The 16,487-nt window shown below is 74.8% G+C and carries 15 protein-coding genes; all 15 read left to right on the top strand.

What is annotated here, in order from left to right; translation table 11 throughout:
• Positions 1 to 340: hypothetical protein (locus tag ACWEPL_RS62105; RefSeq protein WP_452442297.1), on the top strand; the 340-nt coding region annotated here is incomplete at its 5' end.
• Positions 337 to 1,035, top strand: coding sequence for a hypothetical protein (locus tag ACWEPL_RS62100; protein WP_452442296.1), 699 nt, complete (start codon positions 337 to 339; stop codon positions 1,033 to 1,035). The genes ACWEPL_RS62105 and ACWEPL_RS62100, both read left to right, overlap by 4 nt.
• Positions 1,032 to 2,219, top strand: a complete 1,188-nt coding sequence (locus tag ACWEPL_RS62095) for a DUF4255 domain-containing protein (RefSeq protein WP_452442295.1) — start codon at positions 1,032 to 1,034, stop codon at positions 2,217 to 2,219. The genes ACWEPL_RS62100 and ACWEPL_RS62095 overlap by 4 nt, the downstream gene beginning before the upstream one ends.
• Positions 2,216 to 4,309 (top strand): ATP-binding protein, encoded by a 2,094-nt coding sequence (locus tag ACWEPL_RS62090; protein WP_452442294.1) that lies wholly within the window; start codon positions 2,216 to 2,218, stop codon positions 4,307 to 4,309. Before ACWEPL_RS62095 ends, ACWEPL_RS62090 begins: the two co-directional genes overlap by 4 nt.
• Positions 4,306 to 4,539, top strand: a complete 234-nt coding sequence (locus ACWEPL_RS62085) for a hypothetical protein (protein WP_452442293.1) — start codon at positions 4,306 to 4,308, stop codon at positions 4,537 to 4,539. Before ACWEPL_RS62090 ends, ACWEPL_RS62085 begins: the two co-directional genes overlap by 4 nt.
• Positions 4,536 to 5,216: a hypothetical protein gene (locus ACWEPL_RS62080; RefSeq protein WP_363971138.1), complete on the top strand. Its 681-nt coding sequence runs from the start codon at positions 4,536 to 4,538 to the stop codon at positions 5,214 to 5,216. Before ACWEPL_RS62085 ends, ACWEPL_RS62080 begins: the two co-directional genes overlap by 4 nt.
• Positions 5,216 to 5,530 (top strand): LysM domain-containing protein, encoded by a 315-nt coding sequence (locus ACWEPL_RS62075; RefSeq protein ID WP_350727530.1) that lies wholly within the window; start codon positions 5,216 to 5,218, stop codon positions 5,528 to 5,530. Before ACWEPL_RS62080 ends, ACWEPL_RS62075 begins: the two co-directional genes overlap by 1 nt.
• Positions 5,520 to 6,629: a hypothetical protein gene (locus tag ACWEPL_RS62070; protein WP_452442292.1), complete on the top strand. Its 1,110-nt coding sequence runs from the start codon at positions 5,520 to 5,522 to the stop codon at positions 6,627 to 6,629. Before ACWEPL_RS62075 ends, ACWEPL_RS62070 begins: the two co-directional genes overlap by 11 nt.
• Positions 6,630 to 6,638: 9 nt before the next feature.
• Positions 6,639 to 7,226: a phage baseplate assembly protein V gene (locus ACWEPL_RS62065; RefSeq protein WP_350727532.1), complete on the top strand. Its 588-nt coding sequence runs from the start codon at positions 6,639 to 6,641 to the stop codon at positions 7,224 to 7,226.
• 14 nt (positions 7,227 to 7,240) lie between these two features.
• Entirely contained in the window at positions 7,241 to 7,585 is a 345-nt protein-coding gene (locus tag ACWEPL_RS62060; protein WP_355209731.1) for a hypothetical protein, read from the top strand.
• Complete coding sequence (locus ACWEPL_RS62055) at positions 7,582 to 7,950, top strand: GPW/gp25 family protein (RefSeq protein WP_452442290.1); 369 nt, start codon at positions 7,582 to 7,584, stop codon at positions 7,948 to 7,950. Before ACWEPL_RS62060 ends, ACWEPL_RS62055 begins: the two co-directional genes overlap by 4 nt.
• Positions 7,947 to 10,538, top strand: coding sequence for a putative baseplate assembly protein (locus tag ACWEPL_RS62050; protein ID WP_452442289.1), 2,592 nt, complete (start codon positions 7,947 to 7,949; stop codon positions 10,536 to 10,538). The genes ACWEPL_RS62055 and ACWEPL_RS62050 overlap by 4 nt, the downstream gene beginning before the upstream one ends.
• A gap of 78 nt (positions 10,539 to 10,616) precedes the next feature.
• Positions 10,617 to 13,118 carry a putative baseplate assembly protein gene (locus ACWEPL_RS62045; protein WP_452442288.1) on the top strand — a complete coding sequence of 834 codons (2,502 nt, stop codon included), beginning with the start codon at positions 10,617 to 10,619 and terminating at the stop codon, positions 13,116 to 13,118.
• On the top strand, positions 13,115 to 15,181 hold the full coding sequence (locus ACWEPL_RS62040; protein WP_452442287.1) for a phage tail protein: 2,067 nt from the start codon (positions 13,115 to 13,117) through the stop codon (positions 15,179 to 15,181). The genes ACWEPL_RS62045 and ACWEPL_RS62040 overlap by 4 nt, the downstream gene beginning before the upstream one ends.
• 10 nt (positions 15,182 to 15,191) lie before the next feature.
• Positions 15,192 to 16,487 (top strand): DUF6519 domain-containing protein (locus ACWEPL_RS62035; protein WP_452442286.1); only part of this gene is annotated, 1,296 nt, incomplete at its 3' end.

The raw sequence follows: 16,487 nt of genomic DNA, 5'->3' as shown, positions 1-16,487 counted from the left end.
GACGCCCTCCACGGGCGGGGCGTGCTGCTCGGAGGCCCGGCGCTCCAGCTCGGCCACGAACGCGGGCAGGTCGGCGCCATCGCCCGGGCACGAGCTGGCCGGAGTGGTCACCGACCCGTTGGTGGACGTGGAGCTGTGCCTGGCGTGCCCCGACTGCGGGCTGGAGTGGGCCGAGTCCTTCGACATCGTCAGCTACCTGTGGTCGGAGCTGGACGGCTGGTGCCGCAGGACCCTGCTGGAGGTGCACGACCTGGCCGCCGCCTACGGCTGGACCGAGCCGCAGGTCCTCGCGCTGAGCGCCTGGCGGCGGCAGTGCTACCTGGGGCTGGTGAGATCGTGAGCGGCCTGGTCCAGCGGCTGATCGCGCGCAGCCGCGAACCGGTGACCGGCATCCGCCCCCGCCCGGCCTCGCTGTACGAGGACCAGCCGCCGATGAGCCGCGCCCAGGCCGAACCGCCCGCCTTCTCCGACGTGCCGGACCCCGCCCCTGCCGCTCCTGCCGCCCGGCCGCCCGCCGTCCCCGCGACGAGGCTCCGACGGCCCGCGGCGGAGGAGACGGAGGCGTACGAGGAGCACGAGATCGACGTGGGACGGTCCCCGCGCGCCCCCGAGGAACCTGGCCGCGAGCGGACCCCGCCGGTGCCGTCCGTGACCAGGCCCGATGTGGTGGACCCGATCGCCGCGGCCCAGGCGCCGCGCGCCAGGCGCCGCACCCCCGCCACTCCGCCGCGGCCGCACGCCCCCGCTCATCAGCCGGACTCGCCGCTCCCCGACATCGCCGAGGCCAGGCGCGCGGCGGGCGCCCCGCTGCTGCGGGTCGCCGCGGGCCCCGTGCTCGCCGCGCCGACGCGGCCCTCGCCCGGCCAGGCGGCACAGGACGCCCCCGCGCCGTCGGTGGTCGAGATCTCGATCGGGCGGCTCGAGGTACGCGCCCCGCAGGCCCAGGCCGCCCCGCAGGCCAAGCCGCCGCGCAAGGACCACGCCTCGGTGCTCCAGGCGTACCTGCGCGGCCGGAGCAAGGGGGAGCTGGCATGAGCAACTCCCTCGCCATCGCCGCCGTGACCGCCGCGCTGCGCGCAAGGATCTTCAACCGGCTCGGCGGCCCGCAGGTGACCATCGTGCCGCCGGACCGCGCGCCCGACGAGGTCAACGGCGACCACGTGAACCTGTTCCTGTACCGCACCGACATGCACCCCTCCTTCCGCAACGCCGACCCGCCGGGCGCGCCGCCCGGGGAGTCGCCCAGGCCGCTGCTCCCGCTGGTCCTGCACTACCTGCTGGCCGCCTACAGCACCGACGAGGGCACCGCCCACGAGCTGCTCGGCGCCGCGATGCTGGCCCTGCACGACACCCCGATCCTGCCGGGGGAGGAGATCCGGGCCGCCACGGCGATCCCGCTGCCCGGGAGCGACCTGCACCTTCAGCTCGAGAACGTGAAGGTCAGCTTCGAGTCGCTGAGCCAGGACGACATCGCCAAGATGTGGACCGCGTTCGCCACGCCGTACCGGGTCTCGGCGTCCTACCAGGTCTCGGCGGTGCTCATCGACAACCCCGCGCCCGGCGCCGCGCCGCTGCCCGTGCTCAAGCGTGGCCCCGACGGCAGGTCGCCGGTCGCCCACCCGGACGCCGCCTCGCCTTTCCCGGCGGTCACCGGCATCCGGTACGGCGTGCCGGGGAGCCCGGTCGCGCTGCCCGGCGAGACCGTCACGCTGAGCGTCCGCAACCTTCCCGCGGGCGCCCTCATGGCCCACCTGCGCCATCTGCGGGTGCCGGCCACGGCCGAGGTCCACCTCCCGTCTCCGGGAACCGACGAGGTCGCCGTCGCGCTGCCCGCCACCGGGCTGCCCGCGGGACCGTGGGCGATCTCCCTGACGCCCGCGTCCGGCGGGGTGCCCACCAACGAGGTCCCCCTGGCCGTCGCCCCCGAGATCATCGCCCTCGCCGCCACCCCGGCAGGCGGCACCCCGGCCAGGACCACGGTGACCGCGACCGTCGCCGATCCGGTGCTGGTCGGCCAGCAGGCGGCCGTCCTCGTGGGCGGTCTGCACCTGCCGGTGCCCCTGCTGACCGCCGGCACCGGCACGCTCTCGGTCGTCGCCGCGATCCCGCCCGGCACGTACAAGGTCCGCGTCCGCGTGGACGGCGTCGACACCGACATCGTCGACCGGGCCACGGGCGCCTTCAAGTCCGGCCCCACGGCAGAGGTGGTGATCCCATGACCGACGCGCCCGCCTGGGAGCAGGCCAACGGCGCCTACCTGAAGGCGTCCCTCGACTGGCTGGCCGTCCGGCTCGCCGGCCTCACCCCACAACCCCCGAGTCCCGCCCAGCGGTCCGAGCCGGAGCCGCTGGAGACGAGGAGGGGCTGGCGGAGAACCCGTGACCGCACCGCCGTGCCCGCCGTGCCCGCCGACGCGCCGGCCGCCGGCCAAGTGACCCCACGGCAGGGTGCGGCGCAGGCGATGGCGGGCGCGCGGGAGGCCGCGGCTCGGGCGACGGCGGGCCTCGGGGCCCCCGCCCTGGTGCAGATCGCCGAGCGGCTGGGGCTGAGCGACTTCGAACGGGACGTGCTGCTGCTGTGCGCCGCCCCCGCGATCGAGCCCGGCATCACCGCGCTGATCGCCGCGGCCCAGGGGGAGCCCGCCCCCACCTTCGCCCTGGCGCTGCGCCTGTTCGACGACGCCCGCTGGGACGTGCTCTCGCCCGAGCGGGGCCTGCGGTTCTGGCGGCTGGTGGAGCCCGTGGGCGCGGGAGCCCAGCCGCTGGCCGTCGTGCCGCTGCGGGCCGACGACCGGATCGTGGACCTGATCAGAGGGCTCAACCGGCTCGACGAGCGGCTGACGGGGCTGGTCGAGCACCGCCCCGACCCGGCGGCGGGCCTCGGGCTGCCCCGCTCGTCGCAGGCCGCGGCGGACGCCCTGGTCGGCGCGGCGCTGACCGACACGCCCGACGGCCGCTTCCCGGTGATCCAGCTGCTCGGCGGCGACGAGCCGAGCTGCGAGCTGGTCGCCGTACGGGCCATGGCGCTGCTCAACCGCGAGCTGTACCACCTGCCGGTCGGCGCGCTCGTGGCGGCGGGGGCGGACCAGGACCTGGTGGCCAGGCTGTGGCAGCGCGAAAGCCTGCTGTTGCCGATGGCGCTGCTGCTCGACGCCGTGGACGCCGACCTGGCCGACCCCGCCACGGCCGCGGCGCTGCGGCGCTTCCTGTCCCAGGTGGGCGGGCTCGTCCTGCTGGCCACGCGCGAGGTGTGGCCGGTCACCGACCGGGCCACGTCGGTGATCGACGTCGGCCGGCCGACGCTCGCCGAGCAGGCCGAGCTGTGGGCGGCCGCGACGGGGCTGCCCCTGGAGGGGGCGCCGCGCACGCTGGCCGGCCAGTTCCGGCTGAGCGTGCCCGCCGTCCACCGCATCGCCACCGCCCTGCGGCCCGTGCTCGACGCCCCCGACGGGCGGGCGCGCCTGTGGGCGGCCTGCCGCAGCTCGGCCAGGCCGAGGCTGGAGGCCCTGGCCCAGCGCACGGTGCCGCAGGCCAGGTGGGAGGACCTGGTGCTGCCCGGCGAGCAGACGGACCTGCTGCGCGGGCTCGTCGCGCAGGTGCGGCACCGCGCCACGGTCATGTCCACCTGGGGGTACGGGGAGCGCAGGGCACGCGGCAACGGGGTCACCGCGCTGTTCAGCGGCCCCAGCGGGACGGGCAAGACGTTCGCGGCCGAGGTGCTCGCCCACGAGCTCGGCCAGGACCTCTACCGCGTCGACCTGTCGGCCGTGGTCAACAAGTACATCGGCGAGACCGAGAAGAACCTGCGCAGGGTCTTCGACGCGGCGGAGGACGGCGGCGCGCTGCTGCTGTTCGACGAGGCCGACGCGCTGTTCGGGCGCCGCAGCGAGGTGCGTGACAGCCACGATCGCTACGCCAACATCGAGGTCAGCTACCTGCTCCAGCGGATGGAGGCCTACGAGGGGGTGGCGGTTCTGGCCACCAACCTGCGTGCCGCGCTGGACCCGGCCTTCCTGCGGCGGCTGCGGTTCGTCGTCGACTTCCCGATGCCGGGACGGGAGGAGCGCAGACGGCTGTGGTCGGCGGCCTTCCCCGCAGGTGTGCCGCTCGGCGGCCTCGACCTCGACGCGCTGGTGGACCTGCCGGTCACGGGCGCCGCCGTACAGGCGATCGCGCTGGGCGCCGCGTTCCTCGCCGCGGACGCCGGCGAGCCCGTCGACACCGCGACGGTGCTCACGGCGGCGCGGGCGGAGTTCCGGAAACTGGGCCTGCCGCTGACGGTCCCGCACCCCGAGCGGGTGGGCCGGTGACGCGCATCGTGCTGCACATCGACAGGGTCGTGCTGGACTCGGCGGGCCTCTCCCGGCAGGAGCTCATCGACGCTCTGACCGAGGCCGTACGGCGGGATCTGGCGGGCGGGCCCACGCAACAGGCCGCCCGGCGGCGGTTGAGCGTGGACGCCGCCGACGGCTCCGCGCCGGGGCTGGCACAGGCCGTCGTCGGCGGGATCCACGGACTGGCGGGAGGCGGGCAGCGGTGAGCGCGCAGTTCGCACCGGGGACGCCCGTGGTGCCGAGGGGCGGGCTCGTCCTGCTCGACCCCGCCGACGGCGCGGTGCTCAGGGTCATCACCCTGCAGTACAACCCGGACACCATCACCCGCACGCTCCAGCCCCAGGGCGTGGGCGCCGAACCCGGCGACCGCAGCGAGGCGCTGCGGCTGCGCGGGCCCGCGCACGAGACCATCAAGCTCGAGGCGGAGCTCGACGCGACGACGCAGCTCGAAGACCCCTTCGCGCCGGGCAACGACGCCGTCGCCGCGTACGGCCTGCTGCCCGTCCTGGCCACGCTGGACCTGCTGGTGAACCCGACGGCCGGCGCCCTGATCGCGCAGGACGAGGCGGCCCGCAAGGGCGCCTTCGAGATCGTCCCCGTCGAGTCGCCGCTGACGGTCTTCGTGTGGAGCCGCGAGCGCGTGGTGCCGGTCCGGCTCACCGAGTTCACCGTCACGGAGGAGGCGTTCGACTCCAACCTCAACCCGATCAGGGCCAAGGTGTCGCTGTCGATGCGCATCCTCACCGTCGACGACCTGGGGTTCACCCACCGGGGGAGCGGCCTGTTCATCGGCCACCAGCGGCGCCGCGAGCAGCTCGCCGCGCTGCACCCGTCCGACCAGCTGCGCACTCTCGGCCTCGACGGCCCGCCAGGAGGCACCTGATGTTCACCGCGACCAGCCGCTACCAGGGGATCGAGATCGCCACCCACCGGCCGGAGGGCGGCGAGCCGATCCCGTACGTGCGCCGCAGGTTCCTACCGGACCGGCGCACGCTCACCGTGATCGCCGTGCACGTGGTACGCGACGGGGACCGCCTGGACCGGATCGCCGCGCTGCACCTCGACGATCCCGAGCGCTTCTGGCAGATCGCGGACGCCAACCCGGTGCTCGACCCCGCCGACCTCACCGCCCGCCCGGGACGGCGGCTCGACGTCGCCCTGCCCACCGCGACCATCGGGAGCCCGCATGGCTTCTGAGCTGCTGCTGTCGCTCAGGCTCGGCGCGGTGCGGGCCGAGCGGGTGCCGCGCGAGGTCGTGGACGCGCTGCTGTCGGTGCAGGTGAGCGAGGGCGTGGGCCAGCCGGGCGGGTTCCGGCTGTCGTTCGGCATGGGCAAGCGGTCGCTGCTGTTCCGCGAGCTGCTGCCCTCGGGGGCGCTCGACCCGCCGGCCAGGGCGCAGATCGTCGTGACGATCAGAGGCCAGGCCACCGTGCTGATGGACGGCGTCGTCACCCGGCACGAGGTGACCCCGTCCGCCGAGCCCGGCCAGGCGCGGCTCACGCTCACCGGCGAGGACGTCTCCCGGATGATGGACGTCGTCGACTTCACTGGCGTGCCGTACATAGGTCTTCCGCCGGAGGTGCGGGTTGCCGTGATCTGCGCCAAATACCCGATGTACGGGCTCGTCCCGCGGATCGTGCCGAGCGTGAAACTGATCACCCCGAACCCGATGGAGTCGATCCCCGCGCAGCAGGGCACCGACCTGGCCTACGTCAAGGCGCTCGCGGCGCAGGTCGGCTACCAGTTCTACGTCGAGCCGGGGCCGGACCCCGGGGTCAACTACGCGTACTGGGGGCCGCTGGTCAAGGCCGGGCCGCCACAGCCCACCCTGTGGGCCAACGCCGACGCGACCACCAACGTCGAGACGCTGACGTTCACCTTCGACGGGTTCTCCGCGACGCAGTACGTGGCGCTGGTCCAGGAGCCCACCACGAAGTTCCCCGTCCCCGTGCCCATCCCGGACATCACCCCGGTCAACCCGCCGATGGGCGCCCGCAAGCCGCTGCCGCTGAAGACGTCGGTGGTCAGGGGCCTGGCCAAGCTGTCCCCCCTGGAAGCGGGGTTGGTCGCGCTGGCCAGGGCCGCCGACGGCTACGAGGTGATCAGCGGGCAGGGCACGCTGGACGTGCTGCGCTACGGCCAGCCGCTGCGGGCGCGCCGTCCCGTCACGGTGCGCGGCGCGAGCCTTGGCTACGACGGCACCTACTTCGTCAAGAGCGTCACCCACGACATCACGCGCGGCGGCTACACCCAGCAGTTCACCCTGACCCGCAACGCGTTCCTGCCCCTCTCCTAAGGACCTGCCATGAACATGGACGAGCTCGGCTATGTCGAGTCTCCCGGCTTCTTCGGCCCCGCCGAGCGCGAGGACGCCGAGCCGCCGGGCACCAGACGTTTCTACGGCAAGTACCGGGGCTCGGTGCTGAACAACATCGACCCTCTCGGCAAGGGACGGCTGCTGGTCAGCGTGCCCGACGTGCTCGGCGTGCTGCCGTCGACGTGGGCGATGCCGTGCGTGCCGCTGGCCGGGCTGCAGATGGGCTTCTTCGCCGTGCCGCCGCCCGGCGCCGGGGTCTGGGTGGAGTTCGAGCAGGGCAGCCCCGACAGCCCCATCTGGGTGGGCTTCTTCTGGGGGAGCCGGGAAGAGGCGCCCGCCACCGCCAAGCTGCTGCCCCCGGCGGCGCCCGCGCTCCTCATCGAGACCATCGGCAAGAGCAAGATCGCCCTGTCCGACACCCCGGTGGCCCCGATGAAGGGCAGCGGCGTGCTGCTGCAGTCCCAGTCGGCGGCCATCACGGTCGACACCTCGGGCGTGACCATCACCGCGCCGGCCATCAACCTCGTCGGGCTCGTCAACATCAACAACGGCGCGCTCGTCGTGAAGCCGGCCTGAGAGGGGTGCCGACGATGCCGGGTTTCCTCCTGACCGTCGCCTCGCAGGTGACCTGCCTTCATCAGGGCAAGGCCACGATCGTCCCCGGCCAGACCGTGGTGCTGGCCGGGGGCGCGCCGGTGGTGACCGTCGGCGACGTGGTCGCGGTGGCGGGCTGCTCGCTGTCGGGCGCGACCCCGCCGAGCCCCTGCGTCACCGTCGACTTCGCGCTGGCCGCCTCCACCCGGGTCTTCGTGCTCGGCAAACCGGTCGTCCTGGAGCCCGCGGGGCCCGGCGCCGGTGTCAGCCAGTCGGCGGCCAAGGCCCCCCAGGGCACGCCGATCATCACCTCGACGCAGCTCAGGGCGGCGGGATCATGAGCACCCACCTCGACTTCCCCTTCCACGTCGACGCGCACGGCAGGTCGGCCACCACCACGGACGAGGACCACGTGCGCGACATGGTCGAGCAGCTGCTGTTCACGATCCCGGGGGAGCGGGTCAACCGGCCCGACTTCGGCACCGGCGTCCTGCGGCTGGTCTTCGCCCCCAACAGCCCCGAACTGGCCGGGGCCGTCGAGTACACGCTCCAGGCCGCCCTGCAGCAGTGGCTGCCCGACGACCTGCGGGTCGAGCGCGTGGACGTGCGGGCCGAGGAGGGGACGCTGCTGGTGTCGGTGGCGTACGTGCTGCCGCTGACCGGGGAGCTCAACTCGGTCACCGTCGAACGGAGGACCGGGCCATGACGGCCGACGAGGGCTGCCCGCCCCGCGCGCGGCGGGAACGGGACCGCGCCCGCGGATGGGGCGGCATCGCCGGCGTGCAGGTCGACAACGAGGCGCGCACGCTGCGGCTGCTGCTGTTCGGCAAGGCGCCCGAGCCTGTGCCGGAGGCGGACGACGTCGCCATCACCGGGCCCGGGCGCGCGGTGCGGGCCGTCCACGTCGAGGTGGTCGCCGCGCGGGCCGGTCGCTACGACGAGCTGGTCGTCCACCTCGACCGGCTCGGGGACCGCTCGCCGTACGAGGTGGAGCTGGCCTGCGCACAGGACCTCGACCCCCGGTACGCCCGGGCCGCCTTCACCTTCACCGGCGACTGCGGCGAGGAGAGCGACTGCGGCGCGACGGCGCCCTGCCCGCCGGGCGAGGAGGACCGGGCGGTCATCGACTACCTGGCCAAGGACTACGCGAGCTTCCGGCGGCTCATCCTGGACCGGCTCGCGCTGACCTCCCCCGCCTGGACCGACCGGCAGATCCCCGACCTGGGCGTCACGCTGGTCGAGCTGCTCGCCTACGTCGGCGACCAGCTCTCCTACCGCCAGGACGCGGTGGCCACCGAGGCGTACCTGGGCACGGCCCGGCTGCGCACGTCGGTGCGGCGGCACCTGCGGCTGGTCGACTACCGGATGCACGACGGCTGCAACGCGCGCACCTGGGTGCACCTGGAGGTCGAGGAGCCGGGGGTCCTGTACGCGGGCAGCTACCGGTTCGTGACGGCGGTCCCGGCGCTCGGCGGCCGCCCGATGGTCTCGGAGGGCGAGCTGCGCCGTCTGGCGCCCGGCGGCGGCTACCAGGTGTACGAGCCCGTGCTGGAGCACGACGTGGCCGTCAGCCCCGCCCGTAACCGCATCCGGCTGTGGACCTGGGGCGGCGAGGAGTGCTGCCTGCCGCGCGGCGCGACGGCCGCGACGCTGGTGGACGGCTGGTGCGACGAGGAGCGGTCCGAGCGGCTGCTCGGCCTGTGCCCCGGCGACGTGGTGATCTTCGAGGAGGTACGCGGCCCGCTGACCGGGGTGCCGGGCGACGCGGACGTCACCCACCGCCAGGCCGTACGGCTGACCGAGGTCGAGGAGCTCGACGACCCGGTCTACGACCAGCCGTTGCTCCGGGTGAGCTGGGCGTGCGCCGACGCCCTGACGTTCGACCTGTGCCTGGCCGCCATCGGCGGCGAGGAGTGCTGCCTGTTCGAGGACGTGAGCGTGGCCAGGGCGAACGTGGTCCTCGTCGACCACGGCGCCACAGCGACCGGCACGCTGACCGTGCCCGAAGGGGAGCCCGGTCCCGTGCGGTGCGAGGGGCTCGGCCGCCCGGAGCGCGACCCCGTACGGGTGCGCTTCGAGCCCGTGCTGCCGCACGCGCCCCTCACCCGCCGGGCGCCCTACCCCGCTCCCGAGATCGTCGCGGCGGGCCAGGCCCTGACGCTGGCCCGCATCCCCACCGGCACCGCGCCCCGGCCCCGCCTGCTCGGCAGGCTGGCCAGGCTGACCGCCCAGGCCCGCCTCGGCCTGCCGCTGGACGCCGCCGACGCGGCCGAGGTGGCCGCCACCTGGGGTGCCGGCGCGGGGCTCGACCCCGCCGAGCCGGTCGCCGCGGGTCCCGCCGCCGCCGCGCTCACCCAGGACCCGCGTACGGCGCCGGCCCAGCTGTGGCTCACCTCCGAGTGCGAGACGTGGACGGTGCGGGCCGACCTGATCGGCAGCGGCCCCGAGGACCGGCATGTCGTCGTCGAGGTGGACGACGAGGGCAGCTCGCACCTGCGCTTCGGCGATGGAAAGTACGGCCGCGGGGTCCGCCCCGGCCAGCGGTTCGAGCTGCGCCTGCGGGTCGGCAACGGGACGGCCGGCAACGTCGGCCCCGAGGCGGTGGCCCACCTGGTGGCCTCGTGCCCCATCGCGGTGCCCGTGACCGGCGTACGCAACCCGCTGGCCGCCACGGGCGGCATCGACCCCGAACCGGTCGCCGAAGCCCGCCTGCTCGGCCCCACCGCCTACCGGCACCGCCTGATACGGGCGGTCACCGCCGAGGACTACGCCACGATCGCCGCCGCCCAGCCCGGAGTCCAGAGCGCGGCCACCGACCTGGCCTGGACCGGCGGCTGGTACGAGGCAGATGTGGCGATCGACCCCCTGCGCGGCCGCTGCGGCGAGGAGTTCCCCCTGGAAGCGGTGCGGACCCGGCTGGAGCAGGTCCGGCGGATCGGGCACGACCTGCGCGCCGACCCGCCCCGGCTGGTCGCGGTCGACCTCGGGCTACGCGTCTGCCTGGCGGCGAACGCGCCCCGCTCGGCCGTCACCGTCGCGCTGCGGGCCCGGCTCGGCGACGCGCCGGGCGGCATGTTCGACCCCGACCGCCTCACCTTCGGCACCGGCCTGTACGTGAGCCGGCTCCTGGCCGAGGCCATGGCCGTGCCGGGAGTGGTGTCGGCGAGCGTCGTCCGGCTGGCCCGCACGGTCTCCACCGGGCCGCCCGTGCCTCCCGGCGGCGCGCTCGCGTTCGGCCCGCTGGAGATCCCCTCGGCCGGGACGTTGACGCTGGATCTCGTGGGAGGGCGGTGAGCCGGTATGAGCTGCGGTGAAGCGGCGGGATGTTGCGGGCGGTGCGCTTCGGGGACCCCGCTGCCGCCCGGAAAGGTGATGGCGAACCCGCCGGGGCGGTCGAGCCTGAGCGTCCGCGTGGGCACCCGGGCGGCGTTCCTGGCCAGGATGATCGGGCGGCTGGCCTCCGCCGACCATCCCGAGCTGGCCAGGCTCACCACGCGCGCCCCCGACGACCCCGCGCTGGCGCTGCTGGACGCGTGGGCCTGCGTCGGCGACGTGCTGACCTTCTACCAGGAACGCATCGCCGACGAGGGCTACCTCGCGACGGCCAAGGAGCGGCGCTCGCTGGTGGAGCTGGCCGCGCTCGTCGGCTACCGGCCCCGGCCGGGTCTGGCGGCGAGCGCCTGGCTGGCCTACACCCTCGACCCCGACCCCGCCGACCCGCTCGTGCGGGTGCCCGCGGGCGCCAGGGTGCAGAGCGTGCCCGACCCCGGCGCCAAGCCGCAGATCTTCGAGACGGCTGAGGAGCTGGTGGCCCGCCCGTCGTGGGGCGCGCTGCCGCCCAGGCTGCGCCGCCCGACGCGGCTGACCCGCTGCCGCGTGGCCTCCCTGCGGGTGGTGCACGTCGAAGGGATCGCGACCGGGCTCGCGCCCAACGACCGCCTGCTCTTCCACTTCACCGACGGATCGCCCCTGCTGAGGATCGTCGAGTCGGCGGAGACCGACCTGGACGCGCAGGTGACCGCCGCCAGGCTCCAGCTGTCCCCGGCCGGGGTGGCCGAGGACGGCGACGAGGAGGCGGAGTTCGTCCGGCTGGAGGTCCTGCGGGCCAAGGCGGCCACGTTCGGCTCCGCCGCCCCGCTCCCGCCCGCGACATCCGGCGGGGTGATCGGCGAGGTCGCCGCGGACGACCCCGACTGGGAGCTCGACGAGGGCCTGTACGACTCCGACGCGGGCGCGCGCACGTTGCTCCCGCTCGACGCCGACTACCCCCGCATCCTCCCCGGCAGCTGGATCGTGGTGGTCTCCGGCGACGGCCTCGTGAACGTCAACCTCGTGAAAGAGGTGCGCACGCTGGGCCTGGCCCGCTACGGCATCTCCGGCAGGGTGACCGCGCTCGTGCTGGTGGCGCCCTGGTTCCCCGAGGAGCACGGCGACGCCGGGCGCTCCCTGTCCGAGCTGCGCGGCTACACCTTCTACGTCCAGGCCGAGCCTCTCGCCCTGGCCGACGAGCCCATCACGGGGCCCGTCGAGGGCGGCTCGATCGACCTCGGCGTGGTGATCGAGGACCTGCCGACCGGCCGCACGATCGTCGTGTCCGGGATGTCGCAGGACGCGGGCCCGCTCACGCCGCCGAGCGGCGAGGTCGCGCGGGTCATCGGCACCCGGCGGGTCTCCTCGTCGGGGAGCGTGCCGGATCACACGGTGCTGGACCTCGCGGCCCCGCTGCGCGGCAGCTACCGCCGCTCGACCGTCACCGTCTGGGCCAACGTCGTACGCGCCACGAACGGCGAGACGAAGCTCGAACCCGCGGCGGGCAGCGGCGACGCCGGCGCGGCCGGCCAGCGCTTCACCCTGGGCCAGCAGCCGCTGACGTACCTCGCCACCCCCGACGCCGACGGCGCCGAGGCGGAGCTGATCGTCAGGGTCGGCGGGATCGCCTGGCACGAGGTCCCCGAGCTGGCCTGGGCGGGGCCGTCCGAGCGGGCCTACCAGCTGAGCGTGGACGCCGCGGGCGGCGCGACCGTCGAGTTCGGCGACGGCCGGCGCGGATCGCGGCTGCCCACCGGCACCGGCAACGTGGCCTTCACCTACCGCGTGGGCATCGGCAGGGCGGGCAACGTGCGCGCCGGGCAGCTCAGCCAGCTGCAGACCAAACCGCTGGGCGTCAGCGCGGTGACCAACCCGCTGCGCGCGAGCGGCGGCACCGACCACGACGCGGACCCGGCGCTGCGCGGCCGGGCGCCGCTGCCCACGCTGGCCATGGACCGGCTGGTGGGCCTGCGCGACTACGCGGACTTCACCCTGGCCCGCGCGGGTGTCGGCAAGGCCGCGGCGACCCGCCTGAGCGCGGGCGGCAGGGAACTGGTCCACGTGACGGTGGCGGGCGTGGACGACGCGCCGATCGAGCCGGACTCCGACCTGCTGCGCGGCCTGCTCGCGGCCTGCCGCCGCTACGGCGACCCCGGCGTGCCGGTCGCCGCGGCGCCGCGCACGCTGTGGAACGTCGTCCTGGAGGCGAACGTGTGGATCGACGCCGACCGCGCCCCCGACCTGGTCGGCCCGCAGGCCCGCGCGGCCGTGGAGTCGGCGTTCGGGTTCGACGCGCGCGCTCTCGGGCGCAGCCTGTACCTGTCCGAGGTCGTCGCGGAGCTCCAGCGCGTGCCCGGCGTCGCGTTCGCCGACGTCGTACGGCTGGGCGCCACCCTCGGCACGACCGCCCCCGAGGCCGCCGCGGTCACCGGCGTGGCCGAACGGATACCCGCGAGACCGGCCAGGACCCGGGCCGACGGCGTCCACATCGACCCCGCCGAGCTCGTCCTGATCACACCTGGCCTGGACGGGTTCGTCGTCCTGCACGTGGAGGTGGCCCGATGACCCGCGACGAGCTGGCCGCGCTGCTGCCCGCCATCCACCGCAGCAGGGACGAGGAGCGGGGCCACCCGCTGCGGGCACTGCTGCGGATCATCGAGGAGCAGGTACGCGTCATCGAGGACGACCTCGACACCTGGTACGCCAACTGGTTCGTCGAGACCTGCGACGAGTGGATCGTGCCGTACCTCGCGGCCCTGGTCGGCATCGACAGGGAGGGCGTCTCCCGCGCCGAGGTGGCGGACGCGGTGGCCGTACGCCGCCGCAAGGGCACCGCCGCCGCGCTGGAACAGCTCGCCTTCGACGTCGCCGGCCGGCCCGCGCGGGCGGTGGAGACGTACCGGATGCTGGTGCGCGACCAGCACCTCCGGCACCTGCGGCCGGACCGGCCGGCCACCTTCGACGTGCGCGACCTCGTCGCCTGCGAGCGCGTCGGCGGCCCCTTCGACACCGCCCCCAGGCTGCCCGACGTGCGCCGCATCAACAGCGAGCTGACCCGAGGCCTGCCCAACATCCCCAGCCTGGCGCTGTACGTGTGGCGGCTGCTGTCCTTCCCCGTCACCCGGGCCCCGGCGTTCTGCGTCGACCAGCGCTACAGCCGCTACCTGGTCAACGTGCTGGGCATCGACACCCAGCTGTTCGCCCCGCAGGGGACGGAGCCGAAGGCCGCCCACCTGTCCGGACCCGCCGACCTGCCGCAGCCGATCGGCCGCGAGGAGTTCGCCGCGGCCGTGACCGAGTACTACGGCCCGGGCCGCGCCCTGCGGATCTGGCGCGACAGCCTGGACAACCCCGTCCCCGCGAGCCGGATCGTCGGCGCCGACCTGAGCGACTGGCGCTACCGGCCCCAGCCGGGCCAGGTGGTCGTGGACCCGGTGCTGGGCAGGATCGCCTTCCCGCCGGACGAGGCGCCGGAGGAGGGGGTGTGGGTGAGCTGGTGCTACGGCTTCAGCGAGCGCATGGGCGGCGGCGCCTACGCCAGGGCGACCGCCCCGGTCGGGGAGCGCCGCCGGTACGTCGTCGGCGGTGACGGGTTCGGCTCGATCACCGCCGCGCTCCGGCAGTGGCAGGAGGACAAGGAGGCCGACCCGTCGCTGCACGACGCGCTCGTGGAGATCGTCGACTCGGCCGACTACACCGAGGCGCTCTGCGTCGAGCTGGACCTGGACGACCGGCTGGAGCTGCGGGCGGCGCCGTACCAGCGGCCGGTCATCAGGCTGCTCAACCAGCGGGCCAACAGGTTCGACGCGCTCTCGGTGCGCGCCCGCTCCAAGACCCCGCCGCCGGGTGGCGCCGCCGACTGCCCGCCGCCGTCCGCGCGCCGCCCCCGCCTGCTCCTCGACGGGCTCGTGATCTCGGGCCGCAGCGTCGACATCACCGGGCAGGTGGGTGAGGTGACGATCAGGCACTGCACGCTCGTGCCCGGCTGGGAGCTGGACGACCGGTGCGAGCCCCGCCACGGCGAGGAGCCGTCGATCGAGCTGCGCCGCACCACCGCCCGCCTGCGCGTCGAACGGTCGATCGTCGGCACGATCCTCGTCGACCAGGACGAGACCGCGGGAGAGCCGCTCATCGTCGAGGCGTACGACTCGATCATCGACGCGACCGGCCGCGAGCTGGCCGCCGTGACGGGCGTGGACGCCAGGAACGCCTACGCCGACCTGACCCTGCGCCGCTGCACCGTGCTCGGCCAGGTGCGCGTCTACCTGCTCAGGCTCGCCGAGGACAGCATCGTGACCGGCTGCGTGCACGTGGCCAGGCGCGACGCCGGCTGCGCGCGCTACTCCTACGTCTCCTACGCCTGCCACGGCGGCCCGCCCCGCTACCGGTGCCCGCCCGATTCGGACAACCGGCTGCGGCCCAGGTTCACCAGCGTCAGGTACGGCACGCCCGGCTACTGCCGGCTGCACGAGACCTGTGCCGACGCCATCCGCACAGGAGCGGAGGACGGCGCCGAGATGGGCGCCTTCCACGACCTGTTCGAGGCGCGCAGACTCGCCAACCTCGTCGACCACCTGGACGGGTTCGTCCCCCTCGGTGTCGATGCAGCCGTCATCAACGCCACCTAGGGAGACCGCTGTGCACGGAGACTTCTCCAACATCACCTTCTCGCCGGAGCGCGGCTACTCCGCGGTCTTCGACCTGCAGGGCAGGGTCGGCCTGGACGCCAACCGCAACGAGCAGACCGCGCTCCTGCTGCACCAGCTGCGCGGCGCGCTGGCCGACCTGATGGGCCCCCACGCCGGGCCGGCGGGCCCCGGACTGGGCTTCGCCATCGGCGACCCGGCCGTGGCGGACTTCACCATCGGGGCGGGCCGCTATTACGTGAACGGCATCGGCGTCGAGAACCCGGCCGAGACCACCTACGCCAAGCAGCCGCACGCCGTGCTGGACGTCGCGGGCGCCGACCGGCTGCCCAAGGGCAGGTACCTGGTCTACCTGAAGGTCTGGGAGCGGCACGTCACCGAGGTGGAGGACCCCACGCTGCACGAGCCCGCGCTCGGCCCGCACCACCCCGACACCAGCAGCCGCGCGCAGGTCGTCTGGCAGGTGCGCGCCGTGCCCGTGCCGACCGGTGACGTCTCGGTAGAGGCCTGGGTCGCCGACTGGATCGCCGCCGCCGAGTCGGCGGAGCACAGGGGAGTGCTCCAGGTACGGGCCACGCGCCCGCACGAGGCCGACGACGACCCGTGCACCGCGCCGTCCGACGCGGGGTACACCGGGGAGAACCAGCTCTACCGGGTGGAGATCCGCAGCGGCGGCACCGCCCGGGAAGGGGCGAGCTTCGCCTGGTCGCGGGACAACGGCTCGGTGATCTATCCGATCCTGGCGAGCGACGGGCCCGTGGTCCAGGTGAGCAGCCTGGGCCGCGACCGGCACACCGCGCTGGAGGTCGGCCAGTGGGTGGAGGCCGTGGACGACGCCGTCTCGCTGCGCCGCGAGCTGGGGTGGCCGCGTCCGGCCGCGCCGCTGCGGCAGGTGGTCGACGTGGACGTGGACCTGTCGACCGTGACCCTGGACGCGCCGCCGCCCGCGATCGACCGGCGCCGCCACCCGTACCTGCGGCGCTGGGACCACACGCCGCCCGGCAAGTCCCCTGACGGGGCTGTTCCGGTGACCGAGGCGCAGGCGGCCAGGAAGGATACGGGGTGGATCCCGCTGGAGCGGGGTGTCGAGGTGCGCTTCCTCACCGGCGAGCGCGGCAACCCGCACCGCTACCGTACGGGTGACTACTGGGTCTTCCCCGCGCGCCGCACGCTGGGCGACGTCATCTGGCACCACCCCCAGGGCCGCGGCCCGCACGGCGTGGCCTACCACTACGCGCCGCTGGCCGTCGTCGAGGGCGACGCAGTCACCGGTTGGCGGACGTCGTTC

This window comes from Nonomuraea sp. NPDC004186 (assembly GCF_053603495.1).
The sequence above is the reverse complement of the archived record's forward strand: the minus strand, read 5'-3'. Positions and strand labels throughout refer to the sequence as shown.

Coding starts and splice junctions, on each gene's coding strand:
- ACWEPL_RS62095 (WP_452442295.1), top strand. CDS start 1,032: ATGAGCAACTCCCTCGCCATCGCCGCCGTGACCGCCGCGCTGCGCGCA.
- ACWEPL_RS62090 (WP_452442294.1), top strand. CDS start 2,216: ATGACCGACGCGCCCGCCTGGGAGCAGGCCAACGGCGCCTACCTGAAG.
- ACWEPL_RS62075 (WP_350727530.1), top strand. CDS start 5,216: ATGTTCACCGCGACCAGCCGCTACCAGGGGATCGAGATCGCCACCCAC.
- ACWEPL_RS62070 (WP_452442292.1), top strand. CDS start 5,520: ATGGCTTCTGAGCTGCTGCTGTCGCTCAGGCTCGGCGCGGTGCGGGCC.
- ACWEPL_RS62065 (WP_350727532.1), top strand. CDS start 6,639: ATGAACATGGACGAGCTCGGCTATGTCGAGTCTCCCGGCTTCTTCGGC.
- ACWEPL_RS62060 (WP_355209731.1), top strand. CDS start 7,241: ATGCCGGGTTTCCTCCTGACCGTCGCCTCGCAGGTGACCTGCCTTCAT.
- ACWEPL_RS62055 (WP_452442290.1), top strand. CDS start 7,582: ATGAGCACCCACCTCGACTTCCCCTTCCACGTCGACGCGCACGGCAGG.
- ACWEPL_RS62050 (WP_452442289.1), top strand. CDS start 7,947: ATGACGGCCGACGAGGGCTGCCCGCCCCGCGCGCGGCGGGAACGGGAC.
- ACWEPL_RS62045 (WP_452442288.1), top strand. CDS start 10,617: ATGGCGAACCCGCCGGGGCGGTCGAGCCTGAGCGTCCGCGTGGGCACC.
- ACWEPL_RS62040 (WP_452442287.1), top strand. CDS start 13,115: ATGACCCGCGACGAGCTGGCCGCGCTGCTGCCCGCCATCCACCGCAGC.